We start from the raw sequence: 14768 nt of genomic DNA, 5'->3' as shown, positions 1-14768 counted from the left end.
ATGGACACTCCAAAACCGCAACAGAAGTCCGCGCACCTGCTGGATGACCTCGAGTCGATCCGCCAACTGCTCGGCGATGACAACCTGCAACCGCCGCTGCTGACCGACACGGTCGATGACGGTGATCAGGAACAGATTCCGATGTTGTTCGACACTGTCGGCAATGCGCCGCAGCCGGTCGAAACGACACCGCCACCCGCCCCTGCCGCGCAACCGTCGCCTGCTGCCAGCAAAGGCCCCGACGCCCTGCTGCACCTGGACAGCGAACTGCGCGCCGCCGCGATGTTGATCATGCAAGACGTGATCGATGATTTTGCACCGCACATTGAAACCGAGATCAAGCGTCGGCTGGATGCGCGGATGGAGCGGTTGCTCAGTCAGTACGAGTAACCCCCTTTCCTGTGGCAGCGAGCTTCTGTGGCGAGGGAGCTTGCTCCCGCTCGACTGCGAAGCAGCCGCAAAGCCTGAATACGCGGCGCACCTGCCACACCTGACTTGCTGATGTCGGGGCCGCTTCGCGCCCCAGCGGGAGCAAGCTCCCTCGCCACAAAGTCCCACACATTTGACCTGCGCGCTGTCCGCCCCTGCTCGCCCTCGGCCCCATGCCCCGCTATACTTGCCGGCTTTTCCTGAATAAATGCCAATAGGGTCCCGCCGCGCATGGATAAGACCTACCAGCCGCACGCCATTGAAACTTCCTGGTACAACACCTGGGAGTCTGAGAATTACTTCGCCCCGCAAGGCGCGGGCGAGTCCTACACCATCATGATCCCGCCGCCGAACGTCACCGGCAGCCTGCACATGGGTCACGGCTTCAACAACGCGATCATGGACGCCCTGATCCGTTTCCGCCGCATGCAGGGTCGCAACACCCTGTGGCAGCCAGGTACCGACCACGCCGGTATCGCCACGCAAATGCTGGTGGAACGCCAACTCGAAGCTCAGGGCCAGAATCGTCACGACCTGGGCCGTGAGAAATTCCTCGAGAAAGTCTGGGAGTGGAAGGATCAGTCCGGCGGCAACATCAGCCGTCAGATCCGCCGCCTCGGCTCGTCCGTCGATTGGAGCCGTGAGCGCTTCACCATGGACGACGGCCTCTCGGAAGCGGTTAAAGAAGCGTTCGTGCGTCTGCACGAAGACGGCCTGATCTACCGCGGCAAGCGTCTGGTCAACTGGGACACCAAGTTGCACACGGCGATTTCCGACCTCGAAGTGGAAAACCACGATGAGAAGGGTTTCCTGTGGAACCTGAAATACCCGCTGGCCGACGGCGTCAAGACCGCTGAAGGCAATGATTACCTGATCGTCGCGACCACTCGCCCGGAAACCATGCTCGGCGACGCCGCCGTTGCCGTGAACCCGAACGATGAACGCTACCAAGCCCTGATCGGCAAATTTGTCGAGCTGCCGCTGGTCGGCCGCCGCATCCCGATCATCGCCGACGATTACTGTGACCCAGAATTCGGCACCGGTTGCGTGAAAATCACCCCGGCCCACGATTTCAACGACTACGAAGTCGGCAAGCGCCACAACCTGCCGCTGCTGAACATCTTCGACAAGAACGCTGCCGTACTGCCAGCCTGTCAGGTGTTCAACCTGGACGGCACGCTGAATGAAAGCATCGACGGCAAGATCCCGGCCGAATACGCCGGTCTGGACCGTTTTGAAGCGCGCAAGCAAATCGTGGCTGCGTTCGATGCTGCTGGCCTCTTGGTCAGCGTCAACGATCACGCGCTGAAAGTGCCGAAAGGCGACCGTTCCGGCACGATCATCGAGCCATGGCTGACCGACCAGTGGTATGTGTCGACCAAGCCGTTGGCCGAGCCTGCGATTGCTGCCGTTGAAGACGGTCGTATCCAGTTCGTGCCCAAGCAATACGAAAACATGTACTTCTCGTGGATGCGCGACATCCAGGATTGGTGCATCAGCCGTCAGCTATGGTGGGGGCACCGGATTCCGGCCTGGTACGACGAGTCGGGCAAAGTCTACGTCGGTCGCGACGAAGCCGAAGTGCGCGCCAAGCACAACCTTGGCCCGGACGTTGCTCTGCAACAGGACAACGACGTTCTCGACACCTGGTTCAGTTCGGGCCTGTGGACATTCTCCACCCTCGGCTGGCCTGAGCAGACCGAGTTCCTGAAGAAGTTCCACTCCACCGACGTGCTGGTGACTGGCTTCGACATCATTTTCTTCTGGGTTGCCCGGATGATCATGCTCACCATGCACTTGGTGAAAAACGAAGACGGCACGCCGCAGGTTCCGTTCAAGACCGTTTACGTTCATGGTCTGGTGCGTGATGGCCAGGGCCAGAAGATGTCCAAGTCCAAGGGCAACGTCCTGGACCCGCTGGATATCATCGACGGTATCGAGCTCGAAGAGCTGGTGCAGAAACGCACCTCCGGCATGATGCAGCCGAAACTGGCGAAAAAGATCGAGAAGCAGACCCGCGACGAGTTCGCCGACGGCATCGCCAGCTATGGCACCGACGCCCTGCGTTTCACCTTCTGCTCGCTGGCCTCCACCGGTCGCGACATCAAGTTCGACATGGGCCGCGTCGAAGGCTATCGCAACTTCTGCAACAAGATCTGGAACGCCGCGCGTTATGTTCTGGACAAGGGCGAAGACTGCGGCCAGAACGGCGAGGCTTACGAACTGTCGCTGGCGGATCGCTGGATCATCTCGCAGCTGCAACGCACCGAAGCCGAAGTGACCCGTCAACTCGATCAGTTCCGTTTCGACCTGGCCGCACAAGCCTTGTATGAGTTCATCTGGAACCAGTACTGCGACTGGTACCTGGAACTGTCCAAGCCTGTGCTGTGGGACGAAAACGCCCCGGTAGAGCGTCAGCGCGGCACACGTCGCACGCTGGTTCGGGTTCTGGAAGTCGCGTTGCGCCTGGCGCATCCATTCATGCCGTTCATCACCGAAGAAATCTGGCAGCGCATCGCGCCGTTGGCCGGTATCGAAGGCAAGACGATCATGCTGCAGCCTTGGCCAGTGGCCAATGAAGAGCGCATCGATCCGGCGGCCGAGAACGACATCGAATGGCTCAAGGAACTGATGCTCGGCACGCGTAACATCCGTGGCGAGATGAACATCGGTCCGGGCAAGCCGCTGCCGATCTATCTGAAAAACGTCAGCGCCGAAGACCAGCGTCGTCTCACCGAGAACGAAGCCCTGCTGAAGAAGCTGGCTCGCCTCGAATCGATCACTGTGCTGGCTGCCGGCGAAGAAGCACCGCTGTCCGCCACCGCACTGGTCGGCGAGATGGAAGTGCTGGTGCCAATGGCTGGCCTGATCGACAAGGACGCCGAACTGGCGCGTCTGGACAAGGAAATCCTGCGTCTGCAGGGCGAAGTCCAGCGCGTGGGTGGCAAGCTGTCCAACGCCGGTTTCGTCGACAAGGCCCCGGCTGAAGTCATTGAGAAGGAACGCGCCAAACTGGCTGAAGCTGAACAGGCTTTGGGCAAGCTGGCCGAGCAGCATGCGCGGATTGCCAGTTTGTAACGGCAAATCGCAATGGAAGAGGGAGGCCCATGCGGCCTCCCTTTTTTGTGCCTGCAGCAACCTCCCAAACTCCGCAAATCCGCTTTTCGTAGGAGCGAGGCTTGCCCGCGAAGAACGATGACGCGGAATGACTGATTGACCCCGTCATCGTTCTTCGCGGGCAAGCCTCGCTCCTACAGGATCCCCGCCGGACCATCGACTGTGGGACAATACCCGCCACTTTCAGCCATACCCGAATCGACAACGCCCATGAACGCCCCCCGCACACCAAGACCTGCGCGCAAGAAGCCTGACACCGCGACCCCGGCCAAAGCCGTTGAGCCGCGTGAAAAGGCCAGCCTGCACCCGCGCAATCGCCATCAAGGTCGCTACGACTTCCCGGCGCTGATCAAAACCACGCCGGAACTGGCGAAGTTCGTGATCATCAATCCGTACGGCAAGGAAAGTATCGACTTTGCCAGCCCCGATGCGGTGCGTGTGTTCAACCGGGCGCTGCTCAAGTCGTTTTACGGCATTGCCCATTGGGACATTCCGGTCGATTACCTCTGCCCGCCTGTTCCGGGCCGCGCCGACTACGTGCACTTTCTGGCCGACCTGCTGGCCAGCGTCAACGACGGTGAAATCCCGCGCGGCGCGCCAGTCAAGGTGCTCGATATCGGCATGGGCGCCAACTGCGTCTATCCGCTGATCGGCTACAGCGACTACCGCTGGCACTTCCTCGGCTCGGAAATTGACCCGACGGCTGTGGCTGCGGCCAAAGCCATCGTGCAGTCCAACGGGCTGAACAAGGCCATTCAACTGCGCCAGCAAAGCAATCCCAAGCACATTTTGCTGGGCCTGCTTGAACCCGGCGAACGCTTTGACCTGACCATGTGCAACCCGCCGTTCCATGCTTCGATGGACGAGGCGACCAAGGGCAGCGAACGGAAATGGCGCGCTCTGGGTCGCGCCGACCCGAAACGCAAACTGCCGGTGTTGAACTTCGGCGGTCAATCGGCCGAATTGTGGTGTGAAGGTGGCGAAGCACGGTTTGTGACGCAGTTGATCGCCGAAAGTGCGCATTTCCAGCACAAAGTATTGTGGTTCAGCACGCTGGTTTCGAAGGCGTCGAACCTGCCTTCGATCCAGACGGCGCTGAAAAAGGCCGGCGTACTGGAAAGCCAGGTGGTGGAAATGTCCCAGGGCCAGAAGCAAAGTCGCTTCGTTGCGTGGACCTTCCAGACCAAATCCGAGCAGCAAGTGTGGCGCGAGCGTTGGGTTAAAAAAAGCTGAGTAACTGACCGACACAGATCAACTGTAGGAGTGAGCCTGCTCGCGATGGCGGCGTGTCAGTTAACGATGATGTCGACTGATGCACCGCCATCGCGAGCAGGCTCACTCCTACATTGACTTAAGGTGTTGCAGGTCAATCGCTGAATTTCAGACACAAAAAAGCCGTGCCCGGATTGCTCCGGAGCACGGCTTTTTTTACTGCGTCTTACTTGTTAACAGCGTCGGTCAGGCCTTTGGCCACAACCAGCTTGATAACTTTCTTGGCAGCGATTTCGATGGCAGCGCCAGTCGAAGGGTTGCGGCCGGTACGGGCTGGACGCTCGGTCACTTTCAGTTTGCCGATACCTGGCAGAGTGATTTCGCCGCCGTTTTCCAGCTGATCGGCAACGATTTGGCCCAGTTGGTCCAGAGCGTTACGCGCGGTGGTTTTTGGCGCGTCGATAGCTTCAGCGATGTCGGCGATCAGTTGGTCTTTAGTAAGAGCCATGTAGTGTTCCTTCCCTATCAAATTCATATGGATTGCAGAGTGCAGTGTCAGCCATCGAGCCCGATCTTCTGGATCTGGCACCCTCGGCCAATAACCACGGGATCGGGGTTATAGATACCGAAATCAGGGTTTGGTTCGACCTGACAAATGCTGAATGCACGCTTAACGCAGTGACTTCGCGTAAGACGGGGCAAAACTAGCACAGAGACGGGGAAATATCCGCCTCTAGCTACCCATTTGGTCAGCTTTATTGCTCTAAAACGGCAAAAAACTGCATAAGGGCCGCCGGACGGCTGCGAATTGCCCTTCGAGCCGCGCCAAAACCAGTGGTTGCGGTACACTTGGCACTTTTTTGGGGGAGCACGCCCTCCTCTCTTCAATCAGCCGAGAAGCCCATGCCGATCCGTCATTGCATCGTCCACCTGATCGACAAAAAACCCGACGGCACGCCTGCAGTTCTCCACGCCCGCGACTCGGAACTGGCCGAGTCGAGCGCCATCGAGTACATGCTTGCCGACCTCAACGAGAGCTACAACGCCAAACAAGGCAAGGCCTGGGGTTTCTTCCATGCCGAGTCCGGGGCGCATCCGTTCAGCGGCTGGCTGAAGGAATACCTCGAGGGCGGCAAGGATTTCACGGCGTTCAGCCGCGTGGCGGTGGAACACCTGCAAAAACTGATGGAAGAGTCGAACCTCTCTGTGGGCGGCCACGTGCTGTTCGCGCATTACCAGCAGGGCATGACCGATTATTTGGCGATCGCGCTGCTGCACCACAGTGAAGGCGTTGCAGTGACCGATCAGCTGGACGTGACCCCGTCCCGGCACCTGGACTTGGGCCAGTTGCACCTGGCGGCACGGATCAACGTGTCCGAGTGGCAGAACAACAAACAGTCCAAGCAGTACATTTCGTTCATCAAAGGCAAGAACGGGAAAAAGGTTTCGGAGTATTTCCGCGACTTCATCGGTTGCCAGGAAGGCGTCGACGGCCCGGGCGAAACCCGCACTCTGCTCAAGGCCTTCAGTGATTTCGTTGAAAGCGAAGATTTGCCGGAGGAGTCCGCCCGCGAGAAAACCAAAACATTGGTGGATTACGCCAGCAGCCAGGCCAAGCTCGGCGAGCCGATGGGTCTGGAAGAACTCTCGGAACTGATCGACGAAGAACGCCCGAAAGCCTTCTACGATCACATCCGCAACAAGGATTACGGCCTGTCGCCGGAGATCCCGGCGGATAAACGCACCTTGAACCAGTTCCGTCGCTTCACCGGCCGCGCCGAAGGCCTGTCCATCAGCTTCGAAGCGCACCTGCTGGGCTCGAAGATCGAATACGACGAAGAAGCCGGCACGCTGATTATCAAGGGCTTGCCCACGCAGCTGACCGATCAGCTCAAGCGACGCAACTGATGCTGAACGGCCTGCTGAAAAAATGCCTGCTGATCCTGCTGGTGGTCGTGGTTTACCAGAACTGGGGCAAGATCGAGCGGGTATTCAATCCGAGCCAGGTAGTGTCCGAGCAGACCCAGGCCAAGGCCAACGTCGTGCTCTACGCGACCGACTGGTGCGGCTACTGCAAACTGACGCGACGCTTTCTCGATCAGAAAGGCATTCCGTACAAGGAATTCGATATCGAGAAAGACGCGCAGGCCCGCAAGGCTTACGAAACGTTGGGTGGCGGCGGGATTCCAATCATCGATGTGAACGGGACGTTGATTCGCGGGTATGACCCGGATGCGATCCTCGCTGCCTTGAAATAAGTCATTGGCTCACTCAACCCCTGTGGCGAGGGAGCTTGCTCCCGCTGGGCTGCGAAGCGGCCCCCCTTATCAGCAAAAAGAAGGGGACTGCTACGCAGTCCAGCGGGAGCAAGCTCCCTCGCCACAGGTGTGTGTTGATCAGTGTTTTTCGATGCGAAATCCGAACCGCGGAAAGTGCACATGCACCACACCGCCACGCTCGTCCTCCCGACGCAGAATCAACTCTTCGCGCCCCGCAAACAGCAGCTCACCCGCCACCGGGTCAACGCCGTAATCCGTTGCCGCGATCACCACCTGCTGGCCTGCCTCAAAACCGTTCGGCTCATCAAACTGCTCATCCGGCAATGCGGCTGGTGTGGCATTGCGCGCAACCTCCAGCGCTTCCTCGGACGACATCTCGCTGAACGCGCCATGCCCGAACCCCATCACTCGCCCAAACCACGCCGACACCGCCGGATAAGCATCAACCAACGGAGCGGTCACGGGCGTGGCCTTGAGGAACCACAACGGATGGGCCATGGCAAAATCGGCAATCGACGGCTCGCCAAACAGGAAGTCGCCCTGCTCACGCTGAAGCTGCTGCTCCAGGCGAGCCATGATCGTTGGCCATTGATGCCTGGCTTGCTCGGCGGACAACTTGGTTGCGCTGCCACCACTGAACAGTTCGGCGCGATCAGCCAGAAACGCCTTGATCGCCTCTGGCGGTAAATTGCCGAATCGCACCGCTATCGATTCCGGCTGAAACACCAGGCTCACGGCATGCTGGAAGACCACCGAATCGGCCCAGGCGGCGAAGGTCGCAGCGATCATTTCCTGACCTTCCGGGAAGAACGCCGGCAAGGCTTTTTCCTGCTCCAGACGACGGGCGATCAGCGCGGTGTCGCAATAAATATCAGCGCCAATCTGCAACACCGGGGTCTTGCGATAACCGCCAGTCAAGGCCGTCAGATCAGGCTTTGGCATCACCGGCGAGATCTTCGCCGAGCGCCAGGACAGCCCCTTGAAGCCCAGCAACAGGCGGGCCTTTTCGGCGAAAAGGGACGTCGGGTAATGATGAAGAATCAACTCTGACATGCTCGGCTCCGCCGCACGGATAATGAATCCGCAGCTTAACGCGCAATCCGGGGGCAGCCTACAGATCTGCCTGATGGGCACTTATCAGTCAGGTTGATAAGCCCAAGGCAGCGCTGGCGACCAGACATTCCTTGGCGCTTTTCCTGAGTTTTTTGATCAAGCGCTCTTGTCGCAGCGCTTCGCTTTTGTCGCGGCAGACTTCTGTATAGACCAAGGCCACAGCAGGACTGGAGAGGAAGAAGCGTGCGCCCTTGCCACTCTGGTGAGTGGCGAAGCGGCGGACGGGATCGTCGCTGATCCCGCAGTACAGCGAACCATTGGCCGCGCGAACGAGGTAGACGAACCAGGGTTTGCTCACCGGCGTGTCGGCGTCGGCAGGGATTTCGCTGAGGGTAGTCACGTAACGATCAAGGCTTGTAGGAAACAAGCCGCAATCTTATCAGCGACTGGCCTGGAATGCCTTCAGCCCCTTCAACGCTTGGGCGCGAACGGCATTTCTCACCGCTGGCGACCAGCCGAGCAACAGCCCCTTGAAACCCAGCGCCTGTCGCGACCAGGACCACATATCGAAGCTGTCATGGTGCTCGCAAATCTTGCCGTCACGAAAGACGAACTGCGCCTGAATATCGTTGACCACCGTGTTGCCGGTCTGGCTGAACAGGTAGGTCGCGACCCAATGCGCGCCGCCCGTGCGTTCTTCGGCTCGAACGTTGTCGAACGTCAGGGAAAAATTCTTCGCCCGAGTCGTGAGCATGCGCCACATGTCGCCGGCATCGCGGCCGCGCAGTTCGCCGAAGGCCGGATCGCTGAACAGCACATCGTCGGTATAGCAGGCGCTCATGGCCTCGGCATCCAGCCGCTGGAAGGCTTGGTAGAACTGGGTGATCAATGCGCGGTTGGCGTCACTCATGGACAGGCTCCGAAGTTTTTACAGGATTGCCTGCACGATAGTCTGCAAATGCACGGAACACTATTGGCATTCGTGGCGGGAATACCCCGAGGTGCGCCGAAACCTAATGCACCATGCCGCTGTCACGGGCATACGCGAAGAGATCCACATCCGTGGAAATGCCCAGCCTTTGCATGGCCATACTTTTCTGTTTACTGATCGTTGAAACGCTGCGTTTGAAGTAGCTGGCGATTTCACTGACCGTCATGCCGCTGGCGAGCATTCTTACCACTTCATGTTCTTTGGCTGACAGCGAAGGGGAACACGACTGAGCCGCGGTGTCTGCCTGAGCCAGCGCCGTGCGCAAGGACTCGCTGATGAAACGCCGCCCTTCCCCCACCGATTTGATCGCCAGGGGAAGCTCCGTCGCCGAGGCATCTTTGGCGACAATCGCCATCACCCCTTGAGCGAATGCCACTCTCAGCGTCGCAACGTTGGCAAACATCGTGACCAGAATAATCGGCGTCGAAGCGTAATGACGTCGAACCGTGCTCAGCATCTTCATTCCGTCGGCCTGTTGGTTGCCCGGCATGGAGAAGTCCGTGATCAACAGATCGCAAGGCACGGTCGAGAGAAGGCTCAGCAGGCTGTCCGGACCATCGGCCTCACCCACGACCACACACGTGCGGCTGAGATCGATGAGCATCCGTAACCCGATGCGGACGACAGGATGGTCGTCAGCAATAATTACGCGCATTGTCGGATTTATCCTGTTTGGTGACTGGAATACGCGAAAAATAACGCCGTCCTATTCTGACCACAACGACCAATCTCGACCGCATAACCACTTCCCCCAACGTATCCGGGACTCTGTCCTTTCTCTGATAAAACAAAAGGAACCGCCCTACGTTTTAAAGCTACGCAGCTCACACCAAAAGACTACAGACAACTCGTCGAAAATTGAGATCTGTAGCCCGCCATGGACTTTCATGCCCCCGGCGCTCCTTTTTCGTATTAGTTGCATTCCGCCCGGCTACCCCGACCGATAGATTGCGCCCTGCCTGCACAGGGCAAACCCCCAACAATCTTTCATCAAGGAAGAGCCGAAATATGAACAAATCTTTATCCCTCCTGACGGCTGCTTTGCTGCTGACCGGCGCCTCGTCGGCGTCCGCCGCTTCCAGTACTGACCTGACCGTAACGGGCATCATTACTCCGGCGGCCTGTACCCCTGTTCTGTCCAATAACGGAGCCGTTGATTTTGGAAAAACATCGGCCAAGGATCTCAACCAGACCAGCGTCACCCATTTGGGCACGGAAAAATTACAAGTGAATGTGGGTTGCGACGCCGCAACTACCTTTGCCCTGACACTGCTGGACAATCGCTCCAGCTCCACGCACAAGCCCTATCAATATGGCCTGGGCAAGACCAGCGCCAATGAAAATCTCGGCGGGTTCACTGTGACCTACCTCGACGCCATTACCGACAGCGGCCCGAAAAAAGTCATCGTTTCATTCGATGAGGGCAAAACCTGGCGGAACAATCATCACATCCCGGTCGACCCTGACAGTTGGGCCGCAGCGGGTGACATCTCCACTGGAGGCTGGTATCCGGTTGTGACCGGTAATCTGGCCATGAACGTGGAAGTAGATGCCTACATCGTTCGTGCTGACAGCCTGACCCTGACCGACGAAGTCACACTCGACGGCTCCGCAACCCTCCAGATCAAGTACCTGTAACCCTCCGTCATCAACGAGCAATGCCCGACACACGGCGTTGCCCGCTTACTCAAAGGACGACCCATCATGGACAGATACTCCCTTGCTCTATTGACTCCTCTGCTGCTCATCTGCGCCCCCGCAGCCTTTGCCGCCAGCAGCACCGACCTGAGCGTCACCGGCCTGATCACACCCAGCGCCTGCACACCCAGCTTGTCCGGCGGCGGCATCGTCGACCACGGCAAAGTGACGGTGAAAGACCTGAGACCGGACCAGCCCACGGCCCTGGAAAACGGCACGCTGTATCTGGAGGTGAATTGCGATGCCGCCACGCCGTTTACCCTGACGACAATCGACAACCGCGAAGGCTCTTCCGCCTTCCACCCCAATAGTCACGGGCTGGGCGTCATCAACGACGACCAGAACCTGGGCAGTGTTGCGTTCGGCCTGTTCGATACGGTGGCCGATGGGGTTGCGGTGAAAACCATCATTTCCCTCAACGACGGTGCCTCCTGGCGAGTGTCCTCCTACCTGGGACACGCCGGCCGGACCGCGTTCGCGGCGTTGAACGACCTGAGTACACCGATCGCCATCAAGGATTTGCGCGCGCGGCTCACGGCGTTTACCACCATCGTTCGCGCGAACGACCTGACGCTGACCGACGAAATCCCCATCGACGGGCATGTCACCGTGCAGCTGAACTATTGATAGGCCAGTGATCCCGGCTCCATTTTTTATCGAACAATCAACGAGACACGTCATGACGATGTTTTTCAGAGTCACCCGTCATCTGTTCCATTCCGGCATCGGCGCATTCGCCCTGCTGCTGACCGCACCCGCTCAGGCCGACGGCATGGTGCCGAACACTTCTGTGGTCATCGTCAACGAGGCCGACGGCGAAGCGTCCGTGTCGGTGACCAACACCGATGCCAACCTGGCGTTGATGCACGTCACCCTCGAAGACATTGCCGAGGACAGCGAATCGCTGCTGTTCGTGACGCCACCGCTGGCGCGCGTCGAAGCGGGCAAAACCCAATTGGTGCGGTTCATTCTGCAATCGGAAAAACCCCTGCTCACTCAGCGCTTGAAGCGGGTGATCTTCGAAGGCATCCCGCAGGGCAAAGCCTCCGCCGAGGCGGGGCAGGCACGGGTCGGTGTGACGGTGCGCCAGAACTTGCCGGTGATCCTGCACCCCAAAGGACTGGCGCCCAATCGCACGCCGTGGACCGGCCTGCAATGGTCGCTGAAGGACGGTCAACTGACCGTGCGCAACGACACGCCTTATGTGGTCCGTCTGGGCCAGGAAGTGCAATTGTTGCCAGCGGCAGGCAATGCGATGCTGCCGAAAACCTACGTGCTACCCGGTGAGCACATCAGCATCAAGGTGCCCGAAGGCGCCGCCACGCAGGTGCGTTTTCAACCAGCGACGGTCTACGGCTTTGCGGTGCCGCATTACGAGGCGCCCATCCAGTCCTGAACCGTCCTGATGGCGTCATCAAGGAACGATGAGCCCCCATGTTTCAAGGCGACGGCCGCTTGGCCGTTGCCAAAGGCATGCCTGTAACCGCACATCGCAATAACCCAAGTGAACCTGATGACCACAGTATCTATTTACCGTGATGGCGAAGCCGTGCCCGTTATTCGGGCCGGCGCTCGCCCTCATCCATGGCGGCGAACCACGATGGCATTGCTGCTGAGCAACGCGCTGATGATGCTCGACGCCCACGCAGAGGTGTCGTTACCGGCGTCGTTCGACAGGGACACGTTGCTGCAGCGAGGCATTGATCCGGCGCTGGCGACGTTGCTGATGCAGGCACCGCGGTTCACGGCCGGCCGGCATCCGGTCACGCTCAGCGTCAACGGCCAGCGCCAGGGCCGGGTCAACGTCACGTTCAATCGCGAAGGGGCGTTGTGCTTTGATGGTGCGCTGCTCGATGCGGCGAACCTGCAGGTGCCTGCTCGTCTGTTGGACGAGAGCCAGTGCCACGATTTCCTCGACACCGCGCCTCAGACCATCATCGAACCGGACCCCGCGAACCTCGCCCTGTCGTTGATCGTGCCCACCGATGCGATACGCCCTGTTGCCCGGGATTTTTCCGGCTATCAAACCGGCGGCATTGCCGGTTTGCTCAACTACGACGTCACCGGTTTGCACAGTCGTTCAGGGGACAGTTCGAACCGCTACGCCTCGGCCAACACCGAACTCGGCTTCAATGCCGGCGACTGGATCGTGCGCAGCCGTCAGGTACAGACCTGGCAGGACGACATTACCCGCACCACGCACATTGCAGCCTACGCCCAGCGCACCTTCGCCAGTCAGGAAGCGGTGCTGCAGGCGGGACAGATCAACCTCTACAACCCGGTGCTTGCTGGTGCTCAGATCACCGGCGTGCAAGTGCTGAATGAGCAAGCGCTGCAGGTCGAAGGGCAAAGCGCGGTCATTGAAGGGATCGCCAACAGTCAGGCCCAGGTCGAGGTCCGCCAGAACGGTTCGCTGATCCATTCCACGGTGGTGCCCGCCGGTCCGTTCGCGCTCACCAACGTGCGGCGGCTCAACACGCGCTCCGACGTTGAGGTCACGATCAAGGAGGCCGATGGCAGCGAGCGCAGTTTTACCGTGCCCGCCGCGATGCTGGGGGTCAGTTTGCCTGCGCCCGGTTATTCGCTGGGCGCCGGCCAGGTGCGCAGTGTCGGTGACGCACAGGGTGGCGATCCCTGGGTCATCAGCGGCGGCTGGAGCGGTGCGCTCACCCCGCAAGTGTTGCTCAGCGCCGGCCTGACCGGCGCCGCCGACTACCGCGCGGCGGGCGCCAGCGTCGGCCTGTTACCCTCGCTCGCCACCCAGGTGCAAGCCACGCTGACCGGCGCGGATGCCAGCGGCAGACAAGCCAGTCAGGGACTTCAGGCTGACCTGAGCGTCTCGCATCGGTTGAGCGAACAGTGGGCAATCAATGCCGGCAGCTCCTACCGAACCCTGGGATACCGGGAACTGGAGGAGGCGGTGTTCGACACCACTTCCGACAACAGCAAGTCCCGTTACCGCGATCAGCAAAGCGTGGTCCTGTCGTGGTCGCATCCATGGCTCGGCGCCTTCAGCAGCGGCTTCAGCCGATCCAGCTCGTTCGATGGCCAAAGCAGCAGCCGCGCCCTCGCCTCCTGGGGCACCAGCCTCGTTGGTGTGTCGGTCTCGGCGACCGCCGAATGGCAGGTCAGTGGCGCGAGCCGCAATGATGACAGCGTCTACCTGAACCTCAGCATCCCGCTGGGCGAGAACCGCCGGGCGCGCACCTGGGTGCGCAGTTCTGCCGGCGAATACCGCAGCGGCGTGGGCCTGAGTGAACAAATAAACGATCAACTGGCATACAGGGTCGGCGTCGAACACGACACGCGCGACAAACAGGTGCAGTCCACGACCGGCGTTTCGCTGCTGCCGCGCTACACCCAACTTGACCTCAACTACACCCGCGCCGACGCCGAGCGCTCCAGCTATCAGGCCAGCGCCCGTGGCGGCGCCGTGCTCCACGGCGGTGGCGTGACGCTGTCACCCTACCCGGTGAGCGACACCTTCGCGCTGCTGTCGGTGGGCGACATGGGTTCGATCAAAGTGTCGACGCCCAGCGGTCCGGTGTGGACCGACTGGCAAGGTCAGGCGGTGATCCCGCAAGTGGCGGCTTACGGCAACAGCCCGGTGGAAGTCGACACAAAAACCCTGCCGCGCAACGCCGACATTCACAACGGGTTGGCGGTGATTTCGGCCGGTCGCGGTGCCGTCGACAACGTTGAATTCGGCATCACGATAACCCGTCGAGCCTTGCTCAAGGCCACTACCGCCAACGGCGCGCCGCTGCCGCGCGGTGCCGCCGTGAACACTGAGGATGGCGAGTTCGTGACCCTGGTGCAGGACGGCGGCCTGGTGTTTTTGCCCAACGTCCTCGACCGCCGCGCGCTGTGGATCAGCGCGCCCGGCCTGGAGCGCTGCGAACTGCACTTCGAACTGCCCGCGGACGCGGACACCCATGCGTACTACGAAACCGCCCCCGCCAAGTGTCGAGCCCTCTGAGGATGACTTC

General features: G+C 60.0%; 14 protein-coding genes. 9 read left to right on the top strand and 5 right to left on the bottom strand.

The genetic code is table 11. The features are described 5' to 3' along the window. The 3 genes from ACYZTY_RS03680 to rlmF all read left to right on the top strand — a co-directional run bounded on the left by ACYZTY_RS03680 (position 1) and on the right by rlmF (position 4779). Positions 1-390, top strand: coding sequence for a DNA polymerase III subunit chi (locus ACYZTY_RS03680; protein ID WP_461957351.1), 390 nt, complete (start codon positions 1-3; stop codon positions 388-390). 270 nt (positions 391-660) lie between these two features. After that, the gene (locus tag ACYZTY_RS03675; protein ID WP_461957350.1) at positions 661-3507 is read left to right on the top strand and encodes a valine--tRNA ligase; all 2847 of its coding nucleotides are present in this window, start codon (positions 661-663) and stop codon (positions 3505-3507) included. A 249-nt stretch (positions 3508-3756) separates the two neighbouring features. Next, positions 3757-4779 carry a 23S rRNA (adenine(1618)-N(6))-methyltransferase RlmF gene (gene rlmF, locus ACYZTY_RS03670; RefSeq protein ID WP_461957349.1) on the top strand — a complete coding sequence of 341 codons (1023 nt, stop codon included), beginning with the start codon at positions 3757-3759 and terminating at the stop codon, positions 4777-4779. A gap of 205 nt (positions 4780-4984) precedes the next feature. Here the strand turns inward: rlmF and ACYZTY_RS03665 are convergent, their stop codons facing one another. Then, entirely contained in the window at positions 4985-5266 is a 282-nt protein-coding gene (locus ACYZTY_RS03665; protein WP_007905514.1) for an HU family DNA-binding protein, read from the bottom strand. Between the two features lie 395 nt (positions 5267-5661). Here ACYZTY_RS03665 and yejK point away from each other — a divergent pair, with 395 nt between their 5' ends. Both yejK and ACYZTY_RS03655 read left to right on the top strand, forming a co-directional pair. Beyond that, positions 5662-6666 carry a nucleoid-associated protein YejK gene (gene yejK / locus ACYZTY_RS03660; protein WP_149419038.1) on the top strand — a complete coding sequence of 335 codons (1005 nt, stop codon included), beginning with the start codon at positions 5662-5664 and terminating at the stop codon, positions 6664-6666. Next, on the top strand, positions 6666-7016 hold the full coding sequence (locus ACYZTY_RS03655) for a glutaredoxin family protein (protein ID WP_461957348.1): 351 nt from the start codon (positions 6666-6668) through the stop codon (positions 7014-7016). Before yejK ends, ACYZTY_RS03655 begins: the two co-directional genes overlap by 1 nt. Positions 7017-7154: 138 nt before the next feature. Here ACYZTY_RS03655 and ACYZTY_RS03650 read toward each other — a convergent pair whose 3' ends face one another. The 4 genes from ACYZTY_RS03650 to ACYZTY_RS03635 form a co-directional block, all read right to left on the bottom strand. Continuing rightward, complete coding sequence (locus ACYZTY_RS03650; protein ID WP_461957347.1) at positions 7155-8090, bottom strand: glutathione S-transferase family protein; 936 nt, start codon at positions 8088-8090, stop codon at positions 7155-7157. Between the two features lie 88 nt (positions 8091-8178). Continuing rightward, a complete protein-coding gene (locus tag ACYZTY_RS03645) occupies positions 8179-8490 on the bottom strand; it encodes a GIY-YIG nuclease family protein (protein ID WP_461957346.1) in 312 nt (103 codons plus the stop codon). A gap of 39 nt (positions 8491-8529) precedes the next feature. Then, the gene (locus tag ACYZTY_RS03640; RefSeq protein ID WP_461957345.1) at positions 8530-9000 is read right to left on the bottom strand and encodes a nuclear transport factor 2 family protein; all 471 of its coding nucleotides are present in this window, start codon (positions 8998-9000) and stop codon (positions 8530-8532) included. Positions 9001-9103: 103 nt separating this feature from the next. After that, positions 9104-9736, bottom strand: coding sequence for a response regulator (locus ACYZTY_RS03635; protein ID WP_461957344.1), 633 nt, complete (start codon positions 9734-9736; stop codon positions 9104-9106). Between the two features lie 353 nt (positions 9737-10089). Here ACYZTY_RS03635 and ACYZTY_RS03630 point away from each other — a divergent pair, with 353 nt between their 5' ends. The 4 genes from ACYZTY_RS03630 (at position 10090) to ACYZTY_RS03615 (ending at position 14758) form a co-directional block, all read left to right on the top strand. Then, positions 10090-10719, top strand: a complete 630-nt coding sequence (locus ACYZTY_RS03630) for a DUF1120 domain-containing protein (RefSeq protein ID WP_461957343.1) — start codon at positions 10090-10092, stop codon at positions 10717-10719. A gap of 66 nt (positions 10720-10785) precedes the next feature. Next, complete coding sequence (locus ACYZTY_RS03625) at positions 10786-11406, top strand: DUF1120 domain-containing protein (protein WP_461957342.1); 621 nt, start codon at positions 10786-10788, stop codon at positions 11404-11406. Positions 11407-11458: 52 nt separating this feature from the next. Further along, the gene (locus tag ACYZTY_RS03620; RefSeq protein WP_461957341.1) at positions 11459-12175 is read left to right on the top strand and encodes a fimbria/pilus chaperone family protein; all 717 of its coding nucleotides are present in this window, start codon (positions 11459-11461) and stop codon (positions 12173-12175) included. A 117-nt stretch (positions 12176-12292) separates the two neighbouring features. Continuing rightward, positions 12293-14758, top strand: coding sequence for a fimbria/pilus outer membrane usher protein (locus ACYZTY_RS03615; RefSeq protein ID WP_461957340.1), 2466 nt, complete (start codon positions 12293-12295; stop codon positions 14756-14758). The last annotated feature ends 10 nt before the right edge of the window (positions 14759-14768 follow it).

The organism is Pseudomonas sp. LB1P83 (genome assembly GCF_054897885.1).
Note: the sequence above shows the minus strand (reverse complement) of the source record. Positions and strands in the feature narration are given on the sequence as shown.